The 17,954-nt window shown below is 71.7% G+C and carries 20 protein-coding genes; 7 read left to right on the plus strand and 13 right to left on the minus strand.

Features of this window, described 5'->3' with window-relative positions; genetic code table 11:
- Positions 1 to 74 precede the first annotated feature (74 nt).
- The 4 genes from DEJ01_RS02770 to DEJ01_RS02785 form a co-directional block, all read right to left on the minus strand.
- Positions 75 to 956: an aldo/keto reductase gene (locus DEJ01_RS02770; RefSeq protein ID WP_027466858.1), complete on the minus strand. Its 882-nt coding sequence runs from the start codon at positions 954 to 956 to the stop codon at positions 75 to 77.
- Between the two features lie 74 nt (positions 957 to 1,030).
- Positions 1,031 to 1,618: a YdeI family protein gene (locus DEJ01_RS02775; RefSeq protein WP_111092153.1), complete on the minus strand. Its 588-nt coding sequence runs from the start codon at positions 1,616 to 1,618 to the stop codon at positions 1,031 to 1,033.
- Positions 1,619 to 1,650: 32 nt separating this feature from the next.
- Entirely contained in the window at positions 1,651 to 2,196 is a 546-nt protein-coding gene (locus DEJ01_RS02780; protein WP_111032155.1) for an acyl-CoA thioesterase, read from the minus strand.
- 122 nt (positions 2,197 to 2,318) lie between these two features.
- Positions 2,319 to 2,555 carry a hypothetical protein gene (locus DEJ01_RS02785; protein ID WP_111038398.1) on the minus strand — a complete coding sequence of 79 codons (237 nt, stop codon included), beginning with the start codon at positions 2,553 to 2,555 and terminating at the stop codon, positions 2,319 to 2,321.
- Positions 2,556 to 2,666: 111 nt separating this feature from the next.
- On the opposite strand from DEJ01_RS02785, the gene DEJ01_RS02790 reads away from it, so the two are divergent.
- Positions 2,667 to 3,653, plus strand: a complete 987-nt coding sequence (locus DEJ01_RS02790; RefSeq protein WP_071248528.1) for an aldo/keto reductase — start codon at positions 2,667 to 2,669, stop codon at positions 3,651 to 3,653.
- 72 nt (positions 3,654 to 3,725) lie between these two features.
- On the opposite strand, the gene DEJ01_RS02795 is transcribed toward DEJ01_RS02790, so the two are convergent.
- A complete protein-coding gene (locus DEJ01_RS02795) occupies positions 3,726 to 4,208 on the minus strand; it encodes an FBP domain-containing protein (RefSeq protein WP_071406263.1) in 483 nt (160 codons plus the stop codon).
- A 168-nt stretch (positions 4,209 to 4,376) separates the two neighbouring features.
- Positions 4,377 to 5,117 carry a class I SAM-dependent methyltransferase gene (locus DEJ01_RS02800; RefSeq protein ID WP_111092154.1) on the minus strand — a complete coding sequence of 247 codons (741 nt, stop codon included), beginning with the start codon at positions 5,115 to 5,117 and terminating at the stop codon, positions 4,377 to 4,379.
- Positions 5,118 to 5,155: 38 nt separating this feature from the next.
- On the opposite strand from DEJ01_RS02800, the gene DEJ01_RS02805 reads away from it, so the two are divergent.
- Positions 5,156 to 5,359, plus strand: coding sequence for a hypothetical protein (locus DEJ01_RS02805; RefSeq protein ID WP_017887883.1), 204 nt, complete (start codon positions 5,156 to 5,158; stop codon positions 5,357 to 5,359).
- Positions 5,360 to 5,404: 45 nt separating this feature from the next.
- Here the strand turns inward: DEJ01_RS02805 and DEJ01_RS02810 are convergent, their stop codons facing one another.
- The 3 genes from DEJ01_RS02810 to DEJ01_RS02820 all read right to left on the minus strand — a co-directional run bounded on the left by DEJ01_RS02810 (position 5,405) and on the right by DEJ01_RS02820 (position 9,079).
- On the minus strand, positions 5,405 to 6,316 hold the full coding sequence (locus DEJ01_RS02810) for a helix-turn-helix transcriptional regulator (RefSeq protein WP_111045772.1): 912 nt from the start codon (positions 6,314 to 6,316) through the stop codon (positions 5,405 to 5,407).
- A gap of 235 nt (positions 6,317 to 6,551) precedes the next feature.
- On the minus strand, positions 6,552 to 7,826 hold the full coding sequence (locus tag DEJ01_RS02815) for a hemolysin family protein (RefSeq protein WP_111092155.1): 1,275 nt from the start codon (positions 7,824 to 7,826) through the stop codon (positions 6,552 to 6,554).
- Positions 7,827 to 7,987: 161 nt separating this feature from the next.
- Positions 7,988 to 9,079, minus strand: coding sequence for a M23 family metallopeptidase (locus DEJ01_RS02820; protein ID WP_111092156.1), 1,092 nt, complete (start codon positions 9,077 to 9,079; stop codon positions 7,988 to 7,990).
- Between the two features lie 162 nt (positions 9,080 to 9,241).
- Here DEJ01_RS02820 and DEJ01_RS02825 point away from each other — a divergent pair, with 162 nt between their 5' ends.
- On the plus strand, positions 9,242 to 9,736 hold the full coding sequence (locus DEJ01_RS02825; RefSeq protein ID WP_071406257.1) for a hypothetical protein: 495 nt from the start codon (positions 9,242 to 9,244) through the stop codon (positions 9,734 to 9,736).
- A 3-nt stretch (positions 9,737 to 9,739) separates the two neighbouring features.
- On the opposite strand, the gene DEJ01_RS02830 is transcribed toward DEJ01_RS02825, so the two are convergent.
- Complete coding sequence (locus DEJ01_RS02830) at positions 9,740 to 10,105, minus strand: hypothetical protein (protein WP_111092157.1); 366 nt, start codon at positions 10,103 to 10,105, stop codon at positions 9,740 to 9,742.
- A gap of 193 nt (positions 10,106 to 10,298) precedes the next feature.
- On the opposite strand from DEJ01_RS02830, the gene DEJ01_RS02835 reads away from it, so the two are divergent.
- Positions 10,299 to 12,509: an NADP-dependent isocitrate dehydrogenase gene (locus DEJ01_RS02835; RefSeq protein ID WP_111092158.1), complete on the plus strand. Its 2,211-nt coding sequence runs from the start codon at positions 10,299 to 10,301 to the stop codon at positions 12,507 to 12,509.
- 127 nt (positions 12,510 to 12,636) lie between these two features.
- On the opposite strand, the gene DEJ01_RS02840 is transcribed toward DEJ01_RS02835, so the two are convergent.
- Positions 12,637 to 13,092 carry a DUF3817 domain-containing protein gene (locus tag DEJ01_RS02840; protein WP_111092159.1) on the minus strand — a complete coding sequence of 152 codons (456 nt, stop codon included), beginning with the start codon at positions 13,090 to 13,092 and terminating at the stop codon, positions 12,637 to 12,639.
- A gap of 79 nt (positions 13,093 to 13,171) precedes the next feature.
- Positions 13,172 to 14,611, minus strand: a complete 1,440-nt coding sequence (locus DEJ01_RS02845) for a DUF4832 domain-containing protein (RefSeq protein ID WP_111092160.1) — start codon at positions 14,609 to 14,611, stop codon at positions 13,172 to 13,174.
- Positions 14,612 to 14,749: 138 nt separating this feature from the next.
- On the opposite strand from DEJ01_RS02845, the gene DEJ01_RS02850 reads away from it, so the two are divergent.
- Positions 14,750 to 15,526 (plus strand): ThuA domain-containing protein, encoded by a 777-nt coding sequence (locus DEJ01_RS02850; protein WP_258375627.1) that lies wholly within the window; start codon positions 14,750 to 14,752, stop codon positions 15,524 to 15,526.
- Positions 15,523 to 16,680, plus strand: a complete 1,158-nt coding sequence (locus DEJ01_RS02855; protein ID WP_111092161.1) for a GAF domain-containing protein — start codon at positions 15,523 to 15,525, stop codon at positions 16,678 to 16,680. The genes DEJ01_RS02850 and DEJ01_RS02855 overlap by 4 nt, the downstream gene beginning before the upstream one ends.
- Positions 16,681 to 16,734: 54 nt before the next feature.
- Here the strand turns inward: DEJ01_RS02855 and DEJ01_RS02860 are convergent, their stop codons facing one another.
- A complete protein-coding gene (locus DEJ01_RS02860; RefSeq protein WP_111028891.1) occupies positions 16,735 to 17,178 on the minus strand; it encodes a disulfide bond formation protein B in 444 nt (147 codons plus the stop codon).
- A 90-nt stretch (positions 17,179 to 17,268) separates the two neighbouring features.
- On the opposite strand from DEJ01_RS02860, the gene DEJ01_RS02865 reads away from it, so the two are divergent.
- Complete coding sequence (locus DEJ01_RS02865) at positions 17,269 to 17,919, plus strand: ScbR family autoregulator-binding transcription factor (RefSeq protein ID WP_111032168.1); 651 nt, start codon at positions 17,269 to 17,271, stop codon at positions 17,917 to 17,919.
- Positions 17,920 to 17,954 lie beyond the last annotated feature (35 nt).

Consider the following 17,954-nt stretch of genomic DNA (forward strand, 5'->3'; position numbering starts at 1 on the left):
CGCGGTGCCAGCTGGCACCGCGCCTCCCGTCCGACCGGTCGGCGCGTTCGCGACCCGCGGTCGCGCCCGGAGGGTCAGTGACCCAGCTTCGCCAGCTCCTCGAACTCGTCGTCGGTCAGCTCGACGGTGGCACCCGCGAGGTTGTCCTCCAGGTGCGCGACGCTCGACGTGCCGGGGATCGGCAGCATCACCGGGGAGCGCTTGAGCAGCCAGGCGAGCGCGAGCTGCGCCGGGGTGGCACCCTTGCGCTCGGCGATCTCGGTGAGCGGCGAGTCCTCTCCGGTCAGGCCACCCGTGGCCAGGGGGAACCACGGGATGAAGCCGATGCCCTGCTCCTCGGACCAGTCGAGCAGCTCCTCGGCGTCACGCTTCTGCAGGTTGTAGAGGTTCTGCACGGAGACGATCGTGGCGATCTCCTGTGCGGCCTTGACCTCGTCGACGGAGACCTCGGACAGGCCGATGTGGCGGATCTTGCCCTCGTCCTGCAGCTTCTTCAGCTCGCCGACCTGGTCCTCGAGCGGCACCTTCGGGTCGATGCGGTGCAGCTGGAAGAGGTCGATGCGCTCGAGGCCCAGGCGGCGGAGGCTCATCTCCGCCTCTTGCCGGAGGTACTCCGGGCGGCCGACGGGCGGCCAGACGTTCGGGCCGGTGCGGGTGAGGCCGGCCTTCGTGGCGATGACGACGTCGTCGCCGTAGGGGTGCAGGGCCTCCTTGAGGAGCTCCTCGGCGACGTAGGGGCCGTACGAGTCGGCGGTGTCGAAGAAGTTCACGCCGAGCTCGACGGCACGCTTGAGGACGCGGATCGCCTCGTCGTGGTCCTTCGGCGGTCCCCAGACGCCGGGGCCGGTGAGCTGCATGGTGCCGTAGCCGAGCCGGTTGACCTCGAGGTCGCCGCCGATGCGGAAGGTGCCGGAGGACGCGGCCGGACGGTTCGTGGTGTCAGTGCCTGTGGTCATGTCCCCGGTCTACGCCCGGTGCGTTGCCGGTCCCTGAGTCGGTGTCCCCCGACCGCTTTCCGGGTTCGCAGGGTCTACGGACGGGTGGGTCGCGGGTACGGGGTCTCGCCGCGTTCGAGTCCGCCGACGAGCTTGGTGAGCCGGTTCGTCCGCACCGTGGCGTTCGGGGCGGTGGTGATGCGGTGCAGCACGGCGTACCGGTTCGTGGCATCGAGCTCGGCGAACAGCGCGGCGGCTGCGGGGGCGGCGTCGAGCGCGGCCTGCAGGTCCACGGGCACCGTGGCCGTTGCCGAGCCGGCGTAGGCGCGGTCCCACCGGCCGTCAGCCTTGGCGCGCTCGATCTCGGCGTGCCCGCGCTCCCGCATCCGCCCCTCGGCGATGAGTGCGGCGACCAGGCCGAGGTTCCGCTGCGACCACAGCGAGGCCTTCCGGCGCGGGGTGAACCGCTGGCGGTAGGTCGTGTCGTCGCGCCCGCGCCGCTGCCCGTCGATCCACCCGGAGCAGAGCGCCTCGTCGAGGGCCGTGTCGTAGGTCAGCGTCGTCGGCTCCGTGACGCCCTTCTTGGCGAGGACGAGCCACACGCCGTCGGGTTCGTGCTCGTGATCGTCGAGCCAGGCGCGCCACGCGGCGACGTCCGGCAGCACCAGGTCGACGATGTCCATGCGGTCATCGTAGGACCGGGCGGCCGCGCGGGTCAGGCCGCGCTGCTGCTGATCCGGGTCGCACTCGCCCAGTCGTGCACCCAGTCGGGCACGGTGAGGTCGCGGTCCGCGCCGCCCGCCGCCTCGAGCAGGTCCGCGGTCGGCACCGTCCCGCCGGAACGTCGCAGGAACCGGGCCTGCACCACGGCGCGGGCCATCACGGCACCCTGCCGCACGAACGTCTGCTCCAGGTACACGGCACGGTCGTCGACCCCGAGCACGTGGGTGCGGAGCTCGAACCGCTGGCCGAGCGTCAACGACCGCTTGTACGTGATCGTCTGCGCCGAGACGACGGGGTACCAGCCGTGCTCGGACAGTGCGGCCCAGTACCCGGAGCGGAGCATCAAGTCGAGCCGACCGAGGTCGAGCATCGACAGGTACTTGCCGTTGTTGACGTGGCGCAGCGGGTCGAGGTCGGTGGGAGCGACCCGGAACGGCGTCCGGACCTCGTCCCAGAGCGACGCCCGGCGGCGTCCACCGACCCGAGCGCGCAGACGGGTGCGCAGCTGCAGCAGGAGCAGTCGGAAGTACAGGTTCACGGGTCGATCACACCAGTGCGCGGAGCACTCGTGCGAGCACCTTGGAGGAACCTCACGAAGCGCGGGCAGCTCGGGTCACCGCGATCCGCTGCTTCGCACAACCGCCGGAGCGGCCGGGTGGGTCAGCCGGAGAACATCCCGCTGGCGGCGCTGCCACCCGGGTGCGCGGTCTTCGACACGCCTTCGGCCGTCGATCGAGCGGCCTCGGCATCGGCCATGGCACGTGACCCGGCCGTGGGGTCGGAGAAGTCCTCGAGGTCCGCGAGCGCCCGCCGCCGACGGCGGTTCTGCACCTCGAGCACGACGAGCAGGGCGCCGAGCACGACGACCACGGCGATGACGATCCAGATGACGACCACGACATTCCCCCGAGCCCAGGGCGTCTGCCCCGTCCCTCGCAGCCTAGCGGTGCGGAGGCGGGTACAGCCAGTGCCTCCCGCCGTCAGGGGGACCGGGAGTAGACCTGCAGCATGCAGACACGCAAGCTCGCAGACCTCGAGGTCGGACCGATCGGCCTCGGAACCATGGGTATGAGCGCCTTCTACACGGGCGCCGGCACCGACGACGACGAGTCGATCCGCACCATCCACCGCGCGATCGACCTCGGCGTCACCCTGTTCGACACCGCCGAGGCGTACGGCCCCTACACGAACGAGGAACTCCTGCGCCGCGCGCTCGAGGGCCGTCGCGACGACGTCGTCATCGCGACCAAGTTCGGCCTGTACCACCACGAGGCCGGTGAAGAGACCCCGACGCAGCAGCGCGGGATCTCCAGCAAGCCCGAGTCCGTGCGCGAGGCGCTCGAGGGCTCACTCCGTCGCCTCGGCACGGACCACATCGACCTCTACTACCAGCACCGCGTCGACCCGGCCGTCCCGATCGAGGACGTCATCGGCCAGCTCGCCGGCTTCGTGCAGGAGGGCAAGATCCGGCACATCGGACTGTCCGAGGCCGGTGCCGAGACCATCCGCAAGGCCCACGCCGTCCACCCGATCACCGCGCTGCAGAGCGAGTACTCGCTGTGGACGCGGGACCCCGAGGGCGACGTGCTCGACACCCTGCGCGAGCTCGGCATCGGCCTGGTGCCGTACTCGCCGCTCGGCCGCGGGTTCCTGACGGGTGCCATCACGAAGCCGTCCGACCTGGACTCCGACGACTTCCGCCTGGCGAACCCGCGCTTCCAGCAGGAGGCGTTCGAGCAGAACATGCGCATCGTCGACGCGGTCAAGGAGATCGCGACCGAGGCCGGGGCCACCCCGGCGCAGGTGTCGCTCGCCTGGCTGCTGGCCCAGGGTGACGACATCGTCCCGATCCCCGGCACGAAGCGGGTCTCCCGCCTCGAGGAGAACGTCGGCGCAGCCGACCTGACGCTCACCGCGGACCAGCTGTCGCGCCTGTCGGCGCTGCCGGTCCCGACCGGTGACCGCTACCCCGACATGTCGACCATCGGTCGGTAGACGCGACCGATTGACGGCCTGGAGGCCCGTGGCGGATCCGCCACGGGCCTCCCGTCCGTCGTCAGTCGCGTCTCAGACCTCGGCGGCGAAGGACGCGGCCCGGACCTGCAGGTCCTCGATGCGCCGGAGGCGCGCTGCCTCGACGTCGTACCCCTCGTAGGCGGGCGGCGGCAGCTTCCGGACGTTCCGCGAGCACTGGAAGTCCTGGCACACCAGGGTGCCGACGGTGTTGCCGTTCCGTCCGGCCGGCCCGGACCGCTTCGCGCTGTAGAACGCGACGTCGTTCGGCAGCTTGACGTCCTGGCACCACGAGCACTGGGCACGGGAGCGGGGCGAGGCCTCGGCCTGCCGGAACAGGATGCCGATCAGGTCGCCGTCCAGGGTCGGCACGACGGCGTACGCACGCCGACCGATCTTCGGGTCGCGCCAGCCGAGGTAGTCGAGCGCGTCCCAGTCGAGCGTTTCGAAGTCGGCGGGCAGCGTGAGGTCGGACACCTCCTTGCGCGAGGCGTTGACGAAGGACGTGCGGAGGGTCTTCTCCACGATGGGGAGCATGGGTGATCGCTTTCGTGCAGGCCCGGGGTGTGCGGACGCACACCGCACCGGGCGGAGGAGGTCAGGGTTCGACGAGGGCGGCCGCACCCGAGGGCACGACCGGGGGCCTCACGCCCTGATGCCGGCGATACGGGCGCCGACCACCTCCTGGAAGCTCACCCGACCAGCCTACGACCGGGTGTCAAGCCCGGCCCGGTCAGCCCGCGGCCGGTTCGGCGTCGCCGTGACCAGGACGACCGAGCCCTCGTACGTCGGGCGGATCCGCAACGACCCGTGCCGCCGGTCCCACTCCCCCGACTCCAGCGCGGTCCGGAGCGCTGCCACCGACCGCCGGACGGTGAACTCGTCGACCAGTCCCCATGCCGGGTCCGCCTGGCGCACGCCGGGGTCGAGCAGCCGCTCGGGGCGCGCGTAGTACGCCTCGGCGAACCCGTCGACGCACGTGAACGGGATCGGCAACGGGGTGCTCGTCACGGTGTCGTCGCCCAGTGCGTCGGCGATCCGCGGCAGTGCCGGATGGCGACGGGCGTCGGCCGACAGCACCTCGGGCGCGTACTCGGCGAGCCAGGATCGCTCGATGCGGTCGGGGTCGAACGTCAGGACCACGATCGGGCCCCGGGTGACCCGACGCACCTCGGCGAGCCCGCGTTCGAGGTCGTCCCACTCGTGCAGCGAGAAGGTCGTCATCGCGGCGTCGAAGGTGGCGTCGGCGAAGGGCAGGTCTCCGGCGGGTTCCACGGCGGTCACGTCGCGGTCGGTCGGTGCGTAGGAAACAGCGCCGGCCCCGACGTCGAGCACGGCCCGGGCGTCTCCGAGGGCCTTCGCGACCGCGCGGGCAAACGCGGGTTCGGGCCGGCGGTGCTGCCGGTGGTCCGCGTCCCCGGCTGAGCCGTCCGTGGTCCTCGTCACGTCTCCACCCTACGAACCCGCGCTGCTATGTTCGACGGATGCTCGCAGACAGTGGTCTCGGATTCGTCGTCGTCCTCTACGCCCTGTTCGTGCTGGCGCTCGCCGTGCTGGCCGTCGCCCTCATCGTGCTCGTGTTCGCCGCGATCCGTGTGCTGCGGTTGTCGGCGACGGAGCGGCAGCTGCGCATCGAGCGGATGCGCTCGCCGGAGCTGTTCGACGGCGACGTGCCGCCCCAGGCCTGACGTTCCGACCACGGCGCTGACGCACCTGCCCGTCGGCGGGCCGGGTCAGTCGACCGACTCGGACTCGGACTCCGACTCGCGCATGGCCGCGTACTGCTCGGCCCGCTCCGTCGCGGCCCAGCTGCCGAGCAGCGCGAGCGACCGCTCGGACTCGCTGCCCGGTTCGGCCGAGTACGAGAACAGCGTCAGGCCGGGGTCGGCGACCAGGTCGAGCGCCTCGTAGGACAGCCGCAGCTCCCCCACGATCGGGTGGTCGATGCGCTTCTTGCCGGTGCGCTGCATCCGGACGTCGTGGGCGGCCCACCAGCCGCGGAACTCCTCGCTCCGGGTGGAGAGCTCACCGACGAGCGTGATGAGTCCCGGCTCGCAGGGGTTCGACACCGCGGCGGTCCGGAGCACGGCCACGGCGTCCTTCGCGGTCTGCGCCCAATCCGGGAAGAAGTCGCGGGCGGCCGGGTCGAGGAACGTGAAGCGTGCGGTGTTCACCGGGCGTCCGGGGCCGGCGAAGAGCGGAGCGTAGAGCGCGCGGCCGAGCTCGTTCGTCGCGACGACGTCCCCGCGCTCGTTCCGCACCCAGGCCGGCGCGCCGGTGATGGCGTCGAGCAGCCGCTGCACGCCGGGGCGCACGCGGGTCGGCACGTTCCGGTGCATGACCTTCGCGCCGGAGTTCGCCAGGCGCGTGAGGTCCCACAGGTGCGCACGCTCGTCCTCGTCGAGCTGCAGGGCGCTCGCCAGGCCCTCGAGCACGCTGTCCGAGACGCCCTTGAGCGAGCCGCGTTCGAGTCGCGTGTAGTAGTCGACGCTGACGCCGGCGAGCATGGCGACCTCGTGCCGACGCAGCCCGGGCACGCGTCGGACGCCACCGCCGAACGACGGCATGCCGACCTGCTCGGGGGTGAGCCGCGCCCGCCTGGAGGACAGGAAGTCGCGGATCTCGTTGCGCACGTCGATACCCATGCGACGAGCTTACGTGCCCGGGCCGTGCGTCCGGCAGGCACGGGCGGTACCCGTCAGCCCCCGGTGCGCAGAAGCGACACTTCGCGGGTCGCCCGACCGTCCGGTTCGCAAAAGCGACAGATCGTGCCCGAACATTCGCGGGATTCAGTCGCTTCGACGGGGTGGACGCGACCAGGGCCGGTCGGGAGGCCCGTGGCGGGGCCGCCACGGGCCTCCCGACCGCTGGGGGCCGCGGTCAGGGCGCGGCGTCGGGTCCGATGCGCACCCGCGCGACGCGGTGACCGTCCATGGCGGTCACCTCGAGGCGGTGGCCGCCGGCCAGGACGACGTCACCCACCTCGGGCACGCGGTCGAGCTGCACCTGCACGAGCCCACCCACGGTCTCGTAGTCGCCGTCCGGCAGGACCGGACCACCGTCCGCGGCCAGGTCCTCGAGCACCGTGGCTCCGTCGACGCCGTCGTGTGCCAGCACGGACTCGTCGTGCTCGGTGGAGTCCCACTCGTCGCGGATGCGGCCGACGAGGTCCTCGAGCAGCGCCTCGAGCGTGACCATGCCCGCGCTGCCGCCGTACTCGTCGACCACCAGGGCGATCTGGTGGCCGTCGGTGCGCATGTCCGCGATCGCGCTCGACAGCGACTTCGTCTCGGGCAGGGCGAGCACCGGCCGGACGAGCGTGGCGACCGGTGCCGAGGGATCGACCGGACGCAGCAGGTCACGGAGGTGCACGAACCCCTGCACCTCCTCACGTCCGCCGGAGGTCACGAGGTACCGGGTGTGCCCGGCCGCGATGGCCTGGTCGGTGGCCTCGGCGACGGAGAGGCCGGCATCCAGCGTCGAGACGTCGTACCAGGGACGCATCGACTCGCGCAGGATGCGGTCACCGGCGTCCAGGGCGCTGCGGGCGATCCGGCGTCCCTGCTCATCGACGCCGGTGTGCTCGTCGACCAGGCCGCGGAGCTCCTCGGTGCTCATCGACTCGCTGCGGGCGTTCGGGTCGCCGCCGAGCAGTCGCACGACGGTGTCGGTGGACTTCGAGAGCAGCCAGATCACCGGCCGCATCAGCACCGCGAAGCGCTCCAGGGTCGGGGCGACGGCCATCGAGAAGCCCTCGGCACGCTGCAGGGCGAGGCGCTTCGGCACGAGCTCGCCGAACACGAGCGACAGGTACGCGATGATGAGGGTCATCAGCACCAGCGCGACGGCTTCGGCCGTGCCCTGCTCGAGGCCGAGCCCCTGGAACAGCGGCGCGACGTCGGGTGCGATCGAGGATGCACCGTACGCGGCGGAGAAGAACCCGGCGACGGTCACGCCGATCTGCACGGCGGACAGGAACCGGTTGGGGTCACGGCCGAGCTCGGCGACCCGCATCCCGCGGGGGCCGCGGCGTTCGAGCTGCTGCAGCTGGGATTCGCGGAGGGAGACGAGAGCGATCTCGGCGGCCGCGAAGACCCCGCCGACGAGCACGAAGAGGATGACGAGCCCGAAGGCGATCCAGGTGTCGGCGCCCATCAGCGGGCAGCCGCCTCGGATCGACGACGGGCGGGCGGTCTGTGGGGATCGTCCATGCCTGTGAGTCTGCACAGGCCGACTGGGACATCACCGTGCTGCCGCTCGACAGCGGCTGTGGATCCCGCGTCGCAACGGGGAGCGGTCGGTGCGGGGCGCGGTCGCTACAGCGTGAGCGAGCGACCGATGCGGGCTTCGAGCCACGCCTTCGGGTCGATCGGCGTGACGCCGTCCATCAGGACCTCGAGGTGCAGGTGGGCACCGGTCGAGACGCCGGACGACCCGACGAGCCCGATGAACTGGCCGGCCGCGACGGTGTCGCCGACCTTGAGCGGCGAGGAGCCGGGGATCATGTGGCCGTAGAGCGTGGAGACCTGACGGCCATCGACCACGTGGTCGATGATGACCGCGTTGCCGTACGAGAAGTACGTGCCCGAGACCCGGACCTTGCCCGCGGCGACGGCGCCGATCGGCGTGCCCATGCCCGGGGTGAAGTCGAGGCCCTGGTGCAGCGACGAGCACGCGCCGCACGGTGCCGAGCGGTACCCGAAGCCGGAGCTCATCTGCACCGGGCCGGGGAACGGCGAGCGGACCGCGCCGCCGAACGAGACGGCGCCGCCCGCGGTCGCCGCGGTGTCGGCGGAACCAGCCGTCTTCGTGGTGACGGTCGAGCCGCCGCCGACGGTGAAGCCGTCACGGTCGAACCCGGCGGCCGTGACCGCCTGGGTCACGGCGTAGTCCTGGGTACGCACGATGGGTGCGATGGTCGAGGTGGCCATCGAGGTGCCGGCGCTCGCGTGGGCGGGCATCGCCGAGGCGGCGAACATCGCGATGGCGGCCGCGGCGCTGGTGAGCGTGATGCGTCCGGCGCGGGCCGACCGGGAGGCCCGGGGTGCGCTGGCGACGCGGGTCACCTTGGGTGCGGGGCGACGGACGACGCGCTGGATGCGGTCGTCGACGTGCTCGGTGGTGGCGCGTGCGGTTGCGGAACGGCGGCCGGCCGGCTCGGTGGCCGAGGACGCGGTCGCGAGGACGACGGCCTGCACGGGCTTGGCGACCTTCGCGGCCTTCGGCGCCTTGGCCGGCTTCGCGGCCTTCGCTGCCTTGGCCGGCTTTTCGGCCTTCGCGACCGGCGCCGTCTTGCTGCGACGCTGCGGTCCGCGGGCTGCTGCACGCTCGGCCTCGAGGGCGGCGCGACGGGACAGGTGCACCACCGGGGTCTCCGGGTGCTGGTCGAGTTCGGGTGCAGTCGTCATGGCCGCCCACTATTCTGCACGACTCTGTCGCTTTGTACAGGCCCTTTCGTGATCTTTTCGTTACCGAGTGCGCTGGGAGGCGCCTGATCACCACGGGCGGAAGCGTCCCCCGGGCCCTCCGCATCGGTACGGTCATGGGAAAGCGACGGAAGGACCCGCACCATGGCCCGATCGCCGCGTGAGCGGTACGGAACGGTCGACCTGGCGTCGGCCGACGTCGTGCTGGCCGGTACCCAGGAACTCCTGCCCGTGCTCCGGGCCGCGGCCGTGCGCGCCGGGATCGACGCCGCGCGGATGCGGGTCATCGGGGTCGACGACCTGCCGGACCCCGAGGAGACGTGGGACGCGGCGTTGGCCGTCATCGCGATCCGTCGCCCCGGTGACGACCCCGCGTTCCACCGGGCGCAGGCTGCTGCCGAGCTCATTGCACCGATGCTCGCGCCGCACGCTGTCCGCATCGTCGTCACGGTGTCCGGGGTGACCCGGCTCGCGCCGAAGCTCGAGCGCACCCTGACGTCCGAGGTCCTGCACCAGATCGATGCCGCGTCGGCATCGTCCGGGTTCCGCCGGCCCTTCCGGCCCCTGCGCATGCGGCTCGGGCTCGCCGGGCTCCGTGCCGCCGGCGTCCGGGTGTTCCGCGTCTCGATCGGCGACTGAGGCTCAGGCTCCGTCGGGTCCGGAACCGTGGACGGCGCTCGCCTGCACCGACGGGTGTGGAGGAGCGGCGTGCGCGACGACGGAGACACTGCCGACGGCGAGCACGAGCGCCAGCGCTCCGGCGGTGCAGGCCGTCCCGATCCGCCGCAACCGCGACCGGCTACCACGCTGACGCGGTGCGAACCGCCCGGCACTCGGTCGGGGTTCGGGGCCGACGAGCCAGGGACCGGAGCCGTCGGGGTCGTACGAGAACGGGCCGGCGCCGTCCGGCGCGTACCGGTAGGGCCCGCTGCCGTCCGAGGCGTAGGCGGACCGCAGGTCCTCCGCGGTCCAGCCGAAGTCGTCCGGGGTCTGCCGTGTGGTGGTCATGCGCGCTCTCCCTCGCTCTGGTGCTGCGGAAGACCAGTCCACGCACCGTTCCTATGTGTCGACAGTGCGCCTCCAGGGTGTCGGCCGAGCATCTGCCGCGCGGAAGCGGGGGCCATGTATCTTGATGTCGAGACATCCTGCGCCACGAGTACCGTGGACGTACCGACGGTCGAACAAGGGAGTACCCGCCAGCATGGCCAAGATCATCTACACCCTCACGGACGAGGCGCCGTTCCTCGCCACCCACTCCTTCCTCCCGGTCATCCAGGCCTTCGCCGGCACCGCGGGTGTCGACGTCGAGACCCGCGACATCTCGCTCGCCGGCCGGATCATCGCCCAGTTCCCGGAGCGGCTCACCGACGAGCAGCGCCTGGACGACGCCCTCGCCGAACTCGGCGACCTGGCGAAGACCCCTGAGGCGAACATCATCAAGCTGCCGAACATCTCGGCGTCGATCCCCCAGCTCAAGGTCGCGATCAAGGAACTGCAGGCGCAGGGCTACGACCTGCCCGACTACCCGGACGAGGCCACGACCGACGAGCAGCGCGACGTCCGCGCCCGCTACGGCCGCGTCCAGGGCAGCGCCGTCAACCCGGTGCTGCGCGAGGGCAACTCCGACCGCCGCGCACCCCTGTCCGTCAAGAACTACGCCCGCAAGCACCCGCACCGCATGGGCGCCTGGTCGCGTGACTCGAAGACGAACGTCACCACCATGGGCGTCGACGACTTCCGCTCGAACGAGAAGTCCTGGATCGCCCCCGCCGACGACGTCCTGACGATCACCTTCGTGGCCGAGGACGGCAGCGAGCAGGTCCTCAAGCAGTCGATCCCCGTCCTGCAGGGCGAGGTCGTGGACGGCACCGTGCTGCACGTGGCCGCACTCGAGTCGTTCCTGCGCAAGCAGATCGAGCGCGCCGCGGCCGAGGACGTCCTGTTCTCCGTGCACCTCAAGGCCACGATGATGAAGATCTCCGACCCGATCATCTTCGGCCACGTCATCAAGGCGTTCTTCCCGTCGGTGTTCGAGCGCTACGGCGCCGACCTCGCCGCCGCGGGCCTGACCCCGAACGACGGCCTCGGTTCGATCCTCGCCGGCCTCGGTGCGCTGCCGAACGGCGCCGAGATCGAGCGTGCCTTCAAGCAGGGCATCGCCGACGGCCCCGAGCTCGCCATGGTCGACTCGGACAAGGGCATCACGAACCTGCACGTGCCGAGCGACGTCATCGTCGACGCCTCGATGCCGGCGATGATCCGCACCTCGGGCCACATGTGGGGCCCGGACGGCGACGAGCACGACACCCTCGCCGTCATCCCCGACTCGAGCTACGCCGGCATCTACCAAGCCGTGCTCGACGACTGCCGCGCCCACGGCGCCTTCGACCCGTCGACGATGGGCTCCGTGCCCAACGTCGGCCTGATGGCGCAGAAGGCCGAGGAGTACGGCTCGCACGACAAGACCTTCGAGCTGCCCGGCGCCGGTGTGGTCCGCGTCACGACCGCCTCGGGCGACGTCGTCATCGAGCACGACGTCGAGCCCGGCGACATCTGGCGCGCCTGCCAGACCAAGGACGTCGCCATCCGCGACTGGGTGAAGCTCGCCGTCACCCGCGCCCGTGCCTCCGCGACGCCGGCCGTGTTCTGGCTCGACGAGACCCGCGCGCACGACGCGAACCTGATCGGGCTCGTTCGCCAGTACCTCGGCGAGCACGACACCGAGGGCCTGCAGATCGAGATCCTCGCGCCCGAGGACGCCATGCGCTTCTCGCTCGAGCGCATCCGCCGCGGCGAGGACACCATCTCGGTCACCGGCAACGTCCTGCGCGACTACCTGACCGACCTGTTCCCGATCATGGAGCTCGGCACCTCGGCGAAGATGCTCTCCGTCGTCCCGCTGCTGGGCGGTGGCGGCCTGTTCGAGACCGGTGCCGGTGGGTCCGCCCCGAAGCACGTGCAGCAGCTCGTGCAGCAGAACTACCTGCGCTGGGACAGCCTGGGCGAGTTCCTCGCGCTGGCGGTCAGCCTCGAGCACCTCGCCGGCGTGACGGGCAACGAGCGGGCGAAGATCCTGGGCGAGACCCTCGACCGCGCCACCGGGACGTTCCTGGAGCAGGACAAGTCCCCGGGTCGGAAGCTCGGCTCGATCGACAACCGCGGTAGCCACTTCTACCTGGCGAAGTACTGGGCCGAGGAGCTCGCGGCGCAGACCCAGGACACCGAGCTCGCGGCGTCGTTCGCGGACCTCGCGGCGAAGCTCGGCGAGCAGGAGCGCACCATCGTCGACGAGCTCGTCTCGGTGCAGGGTCACCCGGCCGACATCGGCGGCTACTACCGTCCCGACGACGCCAAGACGAGCGCGGTCATGCGTCCGTCCGTCACGTTGAACGCGGCGCTGGCAGCGCTCTAGCAGCGACCAGCCCACGGACGGGAGGCCCGGTGCCAGCTGGCACCGGGCCTCCCGTCCGTCCGTGGTCGCGTCCGCACCACGAACCCGACCATTGCTGCTCACGAAGGGACGCGTGGCGCTCGTCGCGTCAGCCGCGGGACGGCACGGGCGGGCCGGCGGCGAGCAGCACGGTGAAGACCAGGGCGACGGCCACGACCCCGATGCCCGCGGCCACGGCGGGCCGACGCACCACGAAGAACAGCAGGCGGTCCCAGACACCCGATTGGGCGTCCGGCGAGCGGCGCCAGGAGCCCTCGAGCATGCCGCGGCGGGCGACCGCGACCTCGAACGGCACCGTGGCGTACGGCACGACGGCACTGGCCCAGCCGAGCACGAGCGCCCCGAACGACCACCGCTGGTTCACCGCGACGACCGTCGTGACCACCAGGTACGCCAGGAACACGAAGCCGTGCACCCCACCGCCGATGCGGACGCCCCAGTCACCGACGTCCAGGCCGTACTTGAGCACCATCCCGAGGATGAGCAGGGTCCAGGTCACGAGTTCGGCGACCGCGGCGGCGCGGAACAGGGAGCGCGGAGTCATGCCGTCAATCGTGGCGGACCCGGTTGACAGACAGCAGAACGCCCCGGATCGTCCGACCCGGGGCGCGCTGCAGGTCCGCTCAGTGCCGCACGACCACCGTCTGCCCGAGGCGGTTCACACCCGCGCTCGCGTCCCACGTGCCGGTGTTCGCCGTCTGGATCGCGAAGGCCGGGTTCGCCGCCACCGAGGCCTCCGGCGCGGGCAGGGCGAGTGCGACGCTCCAGCGCCCGTTCGGCACGTCGGCCAGCGACGCCCGGACGGTCACGGTCCGTCCCGGCTGCCAGGACGACGCGTCGGCGACCACGGGCACGGTCACCCGGCGATCGCCGTCGGTCAGGACGAGCTGCACCGGGCGGCTGTTGTACGGCGCCGCCCAGCCGTCGTTCCGGATCGACACCGCCACCGACGGCTTCGCGCCCGAGGTGGCGGTGCTCGACGTCATCGTGAAGCGGTAGCCGAGCTTCTTCGCGGCGTCGGTCATGCCCTCCGCACCCCAGGTCGCCAGGACGTCCTTGTTGTAGTCGAGGTTGAGGTAGCTGTAGTGGTACTTCGCCATCTCGGCCGAGGCGGACGGGTACTCGGACCGCGGCGCGTTCACGGCGCAGGTCTCACCACCGACGGGGACGTACCGCGACTCCGCCGCCAGGTAGTCCTGGTCGAGCGACAGCGGGTTGCTCAGGAACGTGCCGAAGTCGTCCGGCGAGGCGAGGAAGCAGTCGTTGTGGTGCCCGATGCGCGACGCTGCCGACCCGTCGTGCGCCTGCGCCGGGGTGAGCGCCCCGGCCGTGCCGGACGGCGTGCGGAGTGCGTCCTGCTTCATCTGCATCGTGCGGACCTGGACCGAGCGGCTGGACGGCAGGGCCGCGAGTTCGGCCTGCAGGACCTGTCGTCGGGCGTCCTTGTCGGCCTCGGTCAGCACACCCGGGTTCGCCGGGTCGCTGGCGAAGTGGTCCGTGTAGTAGCCCTCGCCCCAGAGCCCGATGAATCCCCCCTGCAGGGTCGGGATGACGTCGGCGTTCCGGCGGAGCGTCGGGGTGAGCTGCTCGATGTGCGCGAGCACGGTCGGCAGGTCGGCGTCACCGTACGGCGCCGAGTACGGGTACGAGCCACCCTGGACGTACGCGAACCGGGTGATCACACCCACGCCGGCTGCGCGCGCGGTGTCGTAGTCGTGCTGCACGAGCGCGAGCCAGGCCGGGCTGAGTTGCCGCTGCTGGACGAACGCCTCCATGTAGAACACCCGGACGACCTGCGTGACGCCCTCGGCCCGGTAGCCCTGGAGGGTCGCGGCGTCGAGCGGCGTGTACCCGGTGCCGTCGGCGCGGTAGTGCGTCTCGGTGGTGTGGTCGAACCCGCGCGAGGGGTTCGGGATGACCGCGTCGCTCGCCGTGTAGGTCTCGGTCGAGGTGGTCGCGGTCCGTTTCGAGTGGTGACCGGTGGGTGATGCCCACGCGGTGGTCGGTACGGCGAGTGCGAGCACCGCCGCGAGTGCGACGGTGGTGATGGTGCGGTGCTGCATCGGACGAGCCCCTGTCCTGCGCGGGCGGTGACCGGCACCCCCTGGCACCGTCGCCTGCGCGATTGTGATCTGAAGGTAGGCCAAACGATCAGGAAACGCCAGGACCTGCGCAAAGCGATCACGGGTAGCGTGGGTCCCATGTCGCCGTCGACCGAGAACCGTCCCCTGAACATCGTCGTCTGGAACGAGAACGTGCACGAGACCCGCGGTGACGCGACGGTCGTCGGGCACTACCCCGACGGCATGCACGCCGTGATCGCCCAGGCGCTCCGGCAGCTGCAGCCCGGGGCCGACGTCTCCACCGCCACCCTGCAGGAACCCGACCACGGCATCACCGCCGAACGACTGTCCACCACGGACGTGCTGTTCTGGTGGGGCCACGCCGCCCACGACGAGGTCAGCGACGCCGTCGTCGACCTGGTCGTCGATGCCGTGCACGCCGGCATGGGCCTGGTGGTGCTGCACTCCGGCCACTACTCCAAGCCGTTCAAGCGCCTGATGGGCACGACCTGCTCGCTGAAGTGGCGGAACGACGGCGAGCGCGAACTCGTCTGGACTGTGGCGCCCGAGCACCCGATCGCCGCCGGGGTCCCGCACCCGATCGTCATCGACCGGCAGGAGATGTACGGCGAGTACTTCGACATCCCGCGCCCCGACGAAGAGGTGTTCCTGTCGACCTTCGCGGGCGGCGAGGTCTTCCGCTCCGGTGTCGCGTACCGCCGGGGGCTCGGCAAGGTCTTCTACTTCTCGCCCGGCGACCAGGAGTACCCCGTCTACCACCACCCGGACATCCAGCGCGTGCTGTCGAACGCCGCCGCCTGGGCCGCCCCGGTGTCCGAGCGCCGCGAGTTGACGGCTGACCCCCACCCACGGGACTGGTTCCTGTCGGACGATGGGGGTAGACAGGCCGGGTGACCAACCATCTCGACGGTGCGGACAAGCGCACCGCGGTGATCGAGGCGCTCGCCATCTTGGGATCAGGACCCGAGGAGCGCTTCGACCGCATCACCCGCATGGCCCACGAGGCGTTCGACGTCCCGTTGACCTTCCTCAACCTCGTCCACCACGACCTCGTCACCACGCAGTCGACCTTCGGCTGGCACCAGGGGTCGAGTGTCCCCGCCAGCGAGCAGTTCTGCGCGTCGACGGTGCTCACCCGCGAACCGATGGTGATCCCCGACGCGTCGCTCGACGCCCGGTTCGCCCACACCGCGGCGGTGGCCGAGCACGGCATCCGGTTCTACGCGGGCGCACCGTTGACCATGGTCGACGGCACCCGGGTGGGCACGCTGTGCCTGATGGACGCGGTGCCGCGCACGTTCTCACCGGACGACGTCGCCCTGCTGGGCGACCTGGCCCGGTGGGCGGAGCGCGAGCTCGGCGTCGCCATCGACCGCGGGCGGGTCCGTCGGGTGCTCGACGGCCTGGTGCCGGACCCGGTCGCGGTGCCGGGGTACGACCTCGACGTCCTGGTGGCCCAGCACGACGACGGCGGGGGTGACGTCGCCGACTGGCGCGTCGCACCGGACGGTGCCCTGCACGTCACCGTCGGCCGGGTGAGCGCGGCCGGCCCGGCGTCGGGCCTGCTCGCCGCGGCGGTCCGCGGTGCCGTGGCAGCACGGACCGGCTCGGCCATGTCGGACGCGATCGTCGGCCTGGAGGCGCAGGTCACCGCCGACCTGTCGGCTGCGGACGCCGTCGGCTCGCTGTTCCACCTGCGGCTCGACCCGACGTCGGGTCACGTCGACTTCGGCGACGCCGGCCACGGCCTCGCGGTGCTGGTCCCCGCCGACGGTCCGGCTCGCGTCCTGCACCCGCTCGACCTGCCGCTCGGGCTGCAGCCGGCGTCGATCCCCCGGTCGCCCGGCGCGCTCGACCTGGACCCCGGGGACCGGCTGGCGATCTGTACCCAGGGCGTCCTGTCGCTGGACGGGCTCCGGCACCTGGACGACCTCGCCGCGCTGGTGCGCTCGGCTCAGGACGGGGCCACCGTGGTCGAACGGGTGCGCACGGCGGTCCCCACGGACGCCGTGGTCGACGTCACGCTGGTGGTGCTCACGCGGCACTGAGTGGGATCCGCCGCCCAGGCGCCGCCCGGGGTGCGGACCGCCGCCCGCAGCAGATCAGGAGCGGAAGCGGTCCTGCCGTGGGCGCGGGGTCCCGGTCAGTGAGACCACGAGCAGGGTCGCGAGCAAGGCGAACCCGGCCAGCTCGATGCCCAGGCCGGCGAGCTGCCAGTACGCGCTGCCGACGTGCTGCGGCTGCGTGATGGACTCCGGCCACCACGACTGGATGAGCGGGAAGGAGCCCGGGAACGGGTCGAGGCCGAACACGACGAGGCCGCCGAGCAGCATCACCACGCCGAGGCCGGCCATCGCCCCACGGGACCGACGGAGCATGTGCACGACGAGGGCCGCACCCATGCCGGCGAGCCCGACGACGGCGATCAGGAACGCGAGCACCACGATGGTCTGCGGCGCGAGCGCGACCCAGTCCAGCACCGCGATCGGCAGCAGCAGCCACCGACCCGTCCGTGCCCAGCGCGCAGGGTTCCGCCATCCGTCCATGGCGACCGACCGTAGGGCACCCGGCCGAACGCCTGCCGAATGCGGCCAGTGGACCCCGGCGGCAGCGTGCGCTGACTACGATCGGACCCCATGGCGCAGGACCGACCGACCCGGCAGCAGCGGTCGCTCGCGACCCGCACGGCGATCATCGAGGGCGCGGCCGCGGAGTTCGACGAACGCGGGTACGTCGGTGCCTCGATGGACGGCATCGCCGAACGCATCGGGATGACCAAGGGTGCGCTGTACTTCCACTTCACGTCGAAGGCCGACATGGCCGGGGCCGTCGTCGCCGAGCAGCACGCGATCTCGCGCCGCTACGGCGAGGCCGCGGTGGCCCGGGGCACCACCCCGCTCGAGTCGATCATGTGGCTGTGCCAGGGGCTCGCGGTCCAGATGACGTCCGAGGTCGTCGTGAGCGCCGGGGTGCGGCTGTCGACCGACGTGGCCGCGAGCGACGTCGCGCGGCAGGACCCGTACACCGACTGGACCACGGTGGTCGCCGGGTTCGCGCGGCAGGCCGTCGAGGTGGGCGAGATCGACCCGCGGTGGGACCCGGACCTGGTCGGCCGGGTCGTCGTCCGTGCCTACACCGGCGTGCAGACCGTCTCGGACGTGATGACCCGTCGGGCCGACCTGTTCGCAGGCCTGCGGGAACTCTGGACGGTCCTGCTGGACGCGTTCGTCACCGAACGGCTGCGTCCGGAGATCCCGCGGCTCGTCGCGCTCATCGCTCCGGAGTGACGCGGGTCCCCCCAGGGAAACACCCACGTCACCTC

The organism is Curtobacterium sp. MCLR17_040, assembly GCF_003234735.1.
GTDB classification, from domain to species: domain Bacteria; phylum Actinomycetota; class Actinomycetes; order Actinomycetales; family Microbacteriaceae; genus Curtobacterium; species Curtobacterium flaccumfaciens.

Excerpts from the sequence above, each read along its gene's own strand:
- DEJ01_RS02770 (WP_027466858.1), bottom strand. The coding sequence starts at position 956 with ATGACCACAGGCACTGACACCACGAACCGTCCGGCCGCGTCCTCCGGC.
- DEJ01_RS02775 (WP_111092153.1), bottom strand. The coding sequence starts at position 1,618 with ATGGACATCGTCGACCTGGTGCTGCCGGACGTCGCCGCGTGGCGCGCC.
- DEJ01_RS02790 (WP_071248528.1), top strand. The coding sequence starts at position 2,667 with ATGCAGACACGCAAGCTCGCAGACCTCGAGGTCGGACCGATCGGCCTC.
- DEJ01_RS02795 (WP_071406263.1), bottom strand. The coding sequence starts at position 4,208 with ATGCTCCCCATCGTGGAGAAGACCCTCCGCACGTCCTTCGTCAACGCC.
- DEJ01_RS02805 (WP_017887883.1), top strand. The coding sequence starts at position 5,156 with ATGCTCGCAGACAGTGGTCTCGGATTCGTCGTCGTCCTCTACGCCCTG.
- DEJ01_RS02810 (WP_111045772.1), bottom strand. The coding sequence starts at position 6,316 with ATGGGTATCGACGTGCGCAACGAGATCCGCGACTTCCTGTCCTCCAGG.
- DEJ01_RS02815 (WP_111092155.1), bottom strand. The coding sequence starts at position 7,826 with ATGGGCGCCGACACCTGGATCGCCTTCGGGCTCGTCATCCTCTTCGTG.
- DEJ01_RS02820 (WP_111092156.1), bottom strand. The coding sequence starts at position 9,079 with ATGACGACTGCACCCGAACTCGACCAGCACCCGGAGACCCCGGTGGTG.
- DEJ01_RS02825 (WP_071406257.1), top strand. The coding sequence starts at position 9,242 with ATGGCCCGATCGCCGCGTGAGCGGTACGGAACGGTCGACCTGGCGTCG.
- DEJ01_RS02830 (WP_111092157.1), bottom strand. The coding sequence starts at position 10,105 with ATGACCACCACACGGCAGACCCCGGACGACTTCGGCTGGACCGCGGAG.
- DEJ01_RS02835 (WP_111092158.1), top strand. The coding sequence starts at position 10,299 with ATGGCCAAGATCATCTACACCCTCACGGACGAGGCGCCGTTCCTCGCC.
- DEJ01_RS02840 (WP_111092159.1), bottom strand. The coding sequence starts at position 13,092 with ATGACTCCGCGCTCCCTGTTCCGCGCCGCCGCGGTCGCCGAACTCGTG.
- DEJ01_RS02845 (WP_111092160.1), bottom strand. The coding sequence starts at position 14,611 with ATGCAGCACCGCACCATCACCACCGTCGCACTCGCGGCGGTGCTCGCA.
- DEJ01_RS02850 (WP_258375627.1), top strand. The coding sequence starts at position 14,750 with ATGTCGCCGTCGACCGAGAACCGTCCCCTGAACATCGTCGTCTGGAAC.
- DEJ01_RS02860 (WP_111028891.1), bottom strand. The coding sequence starts at position 17,178 with ATGGACGGATGGCGGAACCCTGCGCGCTGGGCACGGACGGGTCGGTGG.
- DEJ01_RS02865 (WP_111032168.1), top strand. The coding sequence starts at position 17,269 with ATGGCGCAGGACCGACCGACCCGGCAGCAGCGGTCGCTCGCGACCCGC.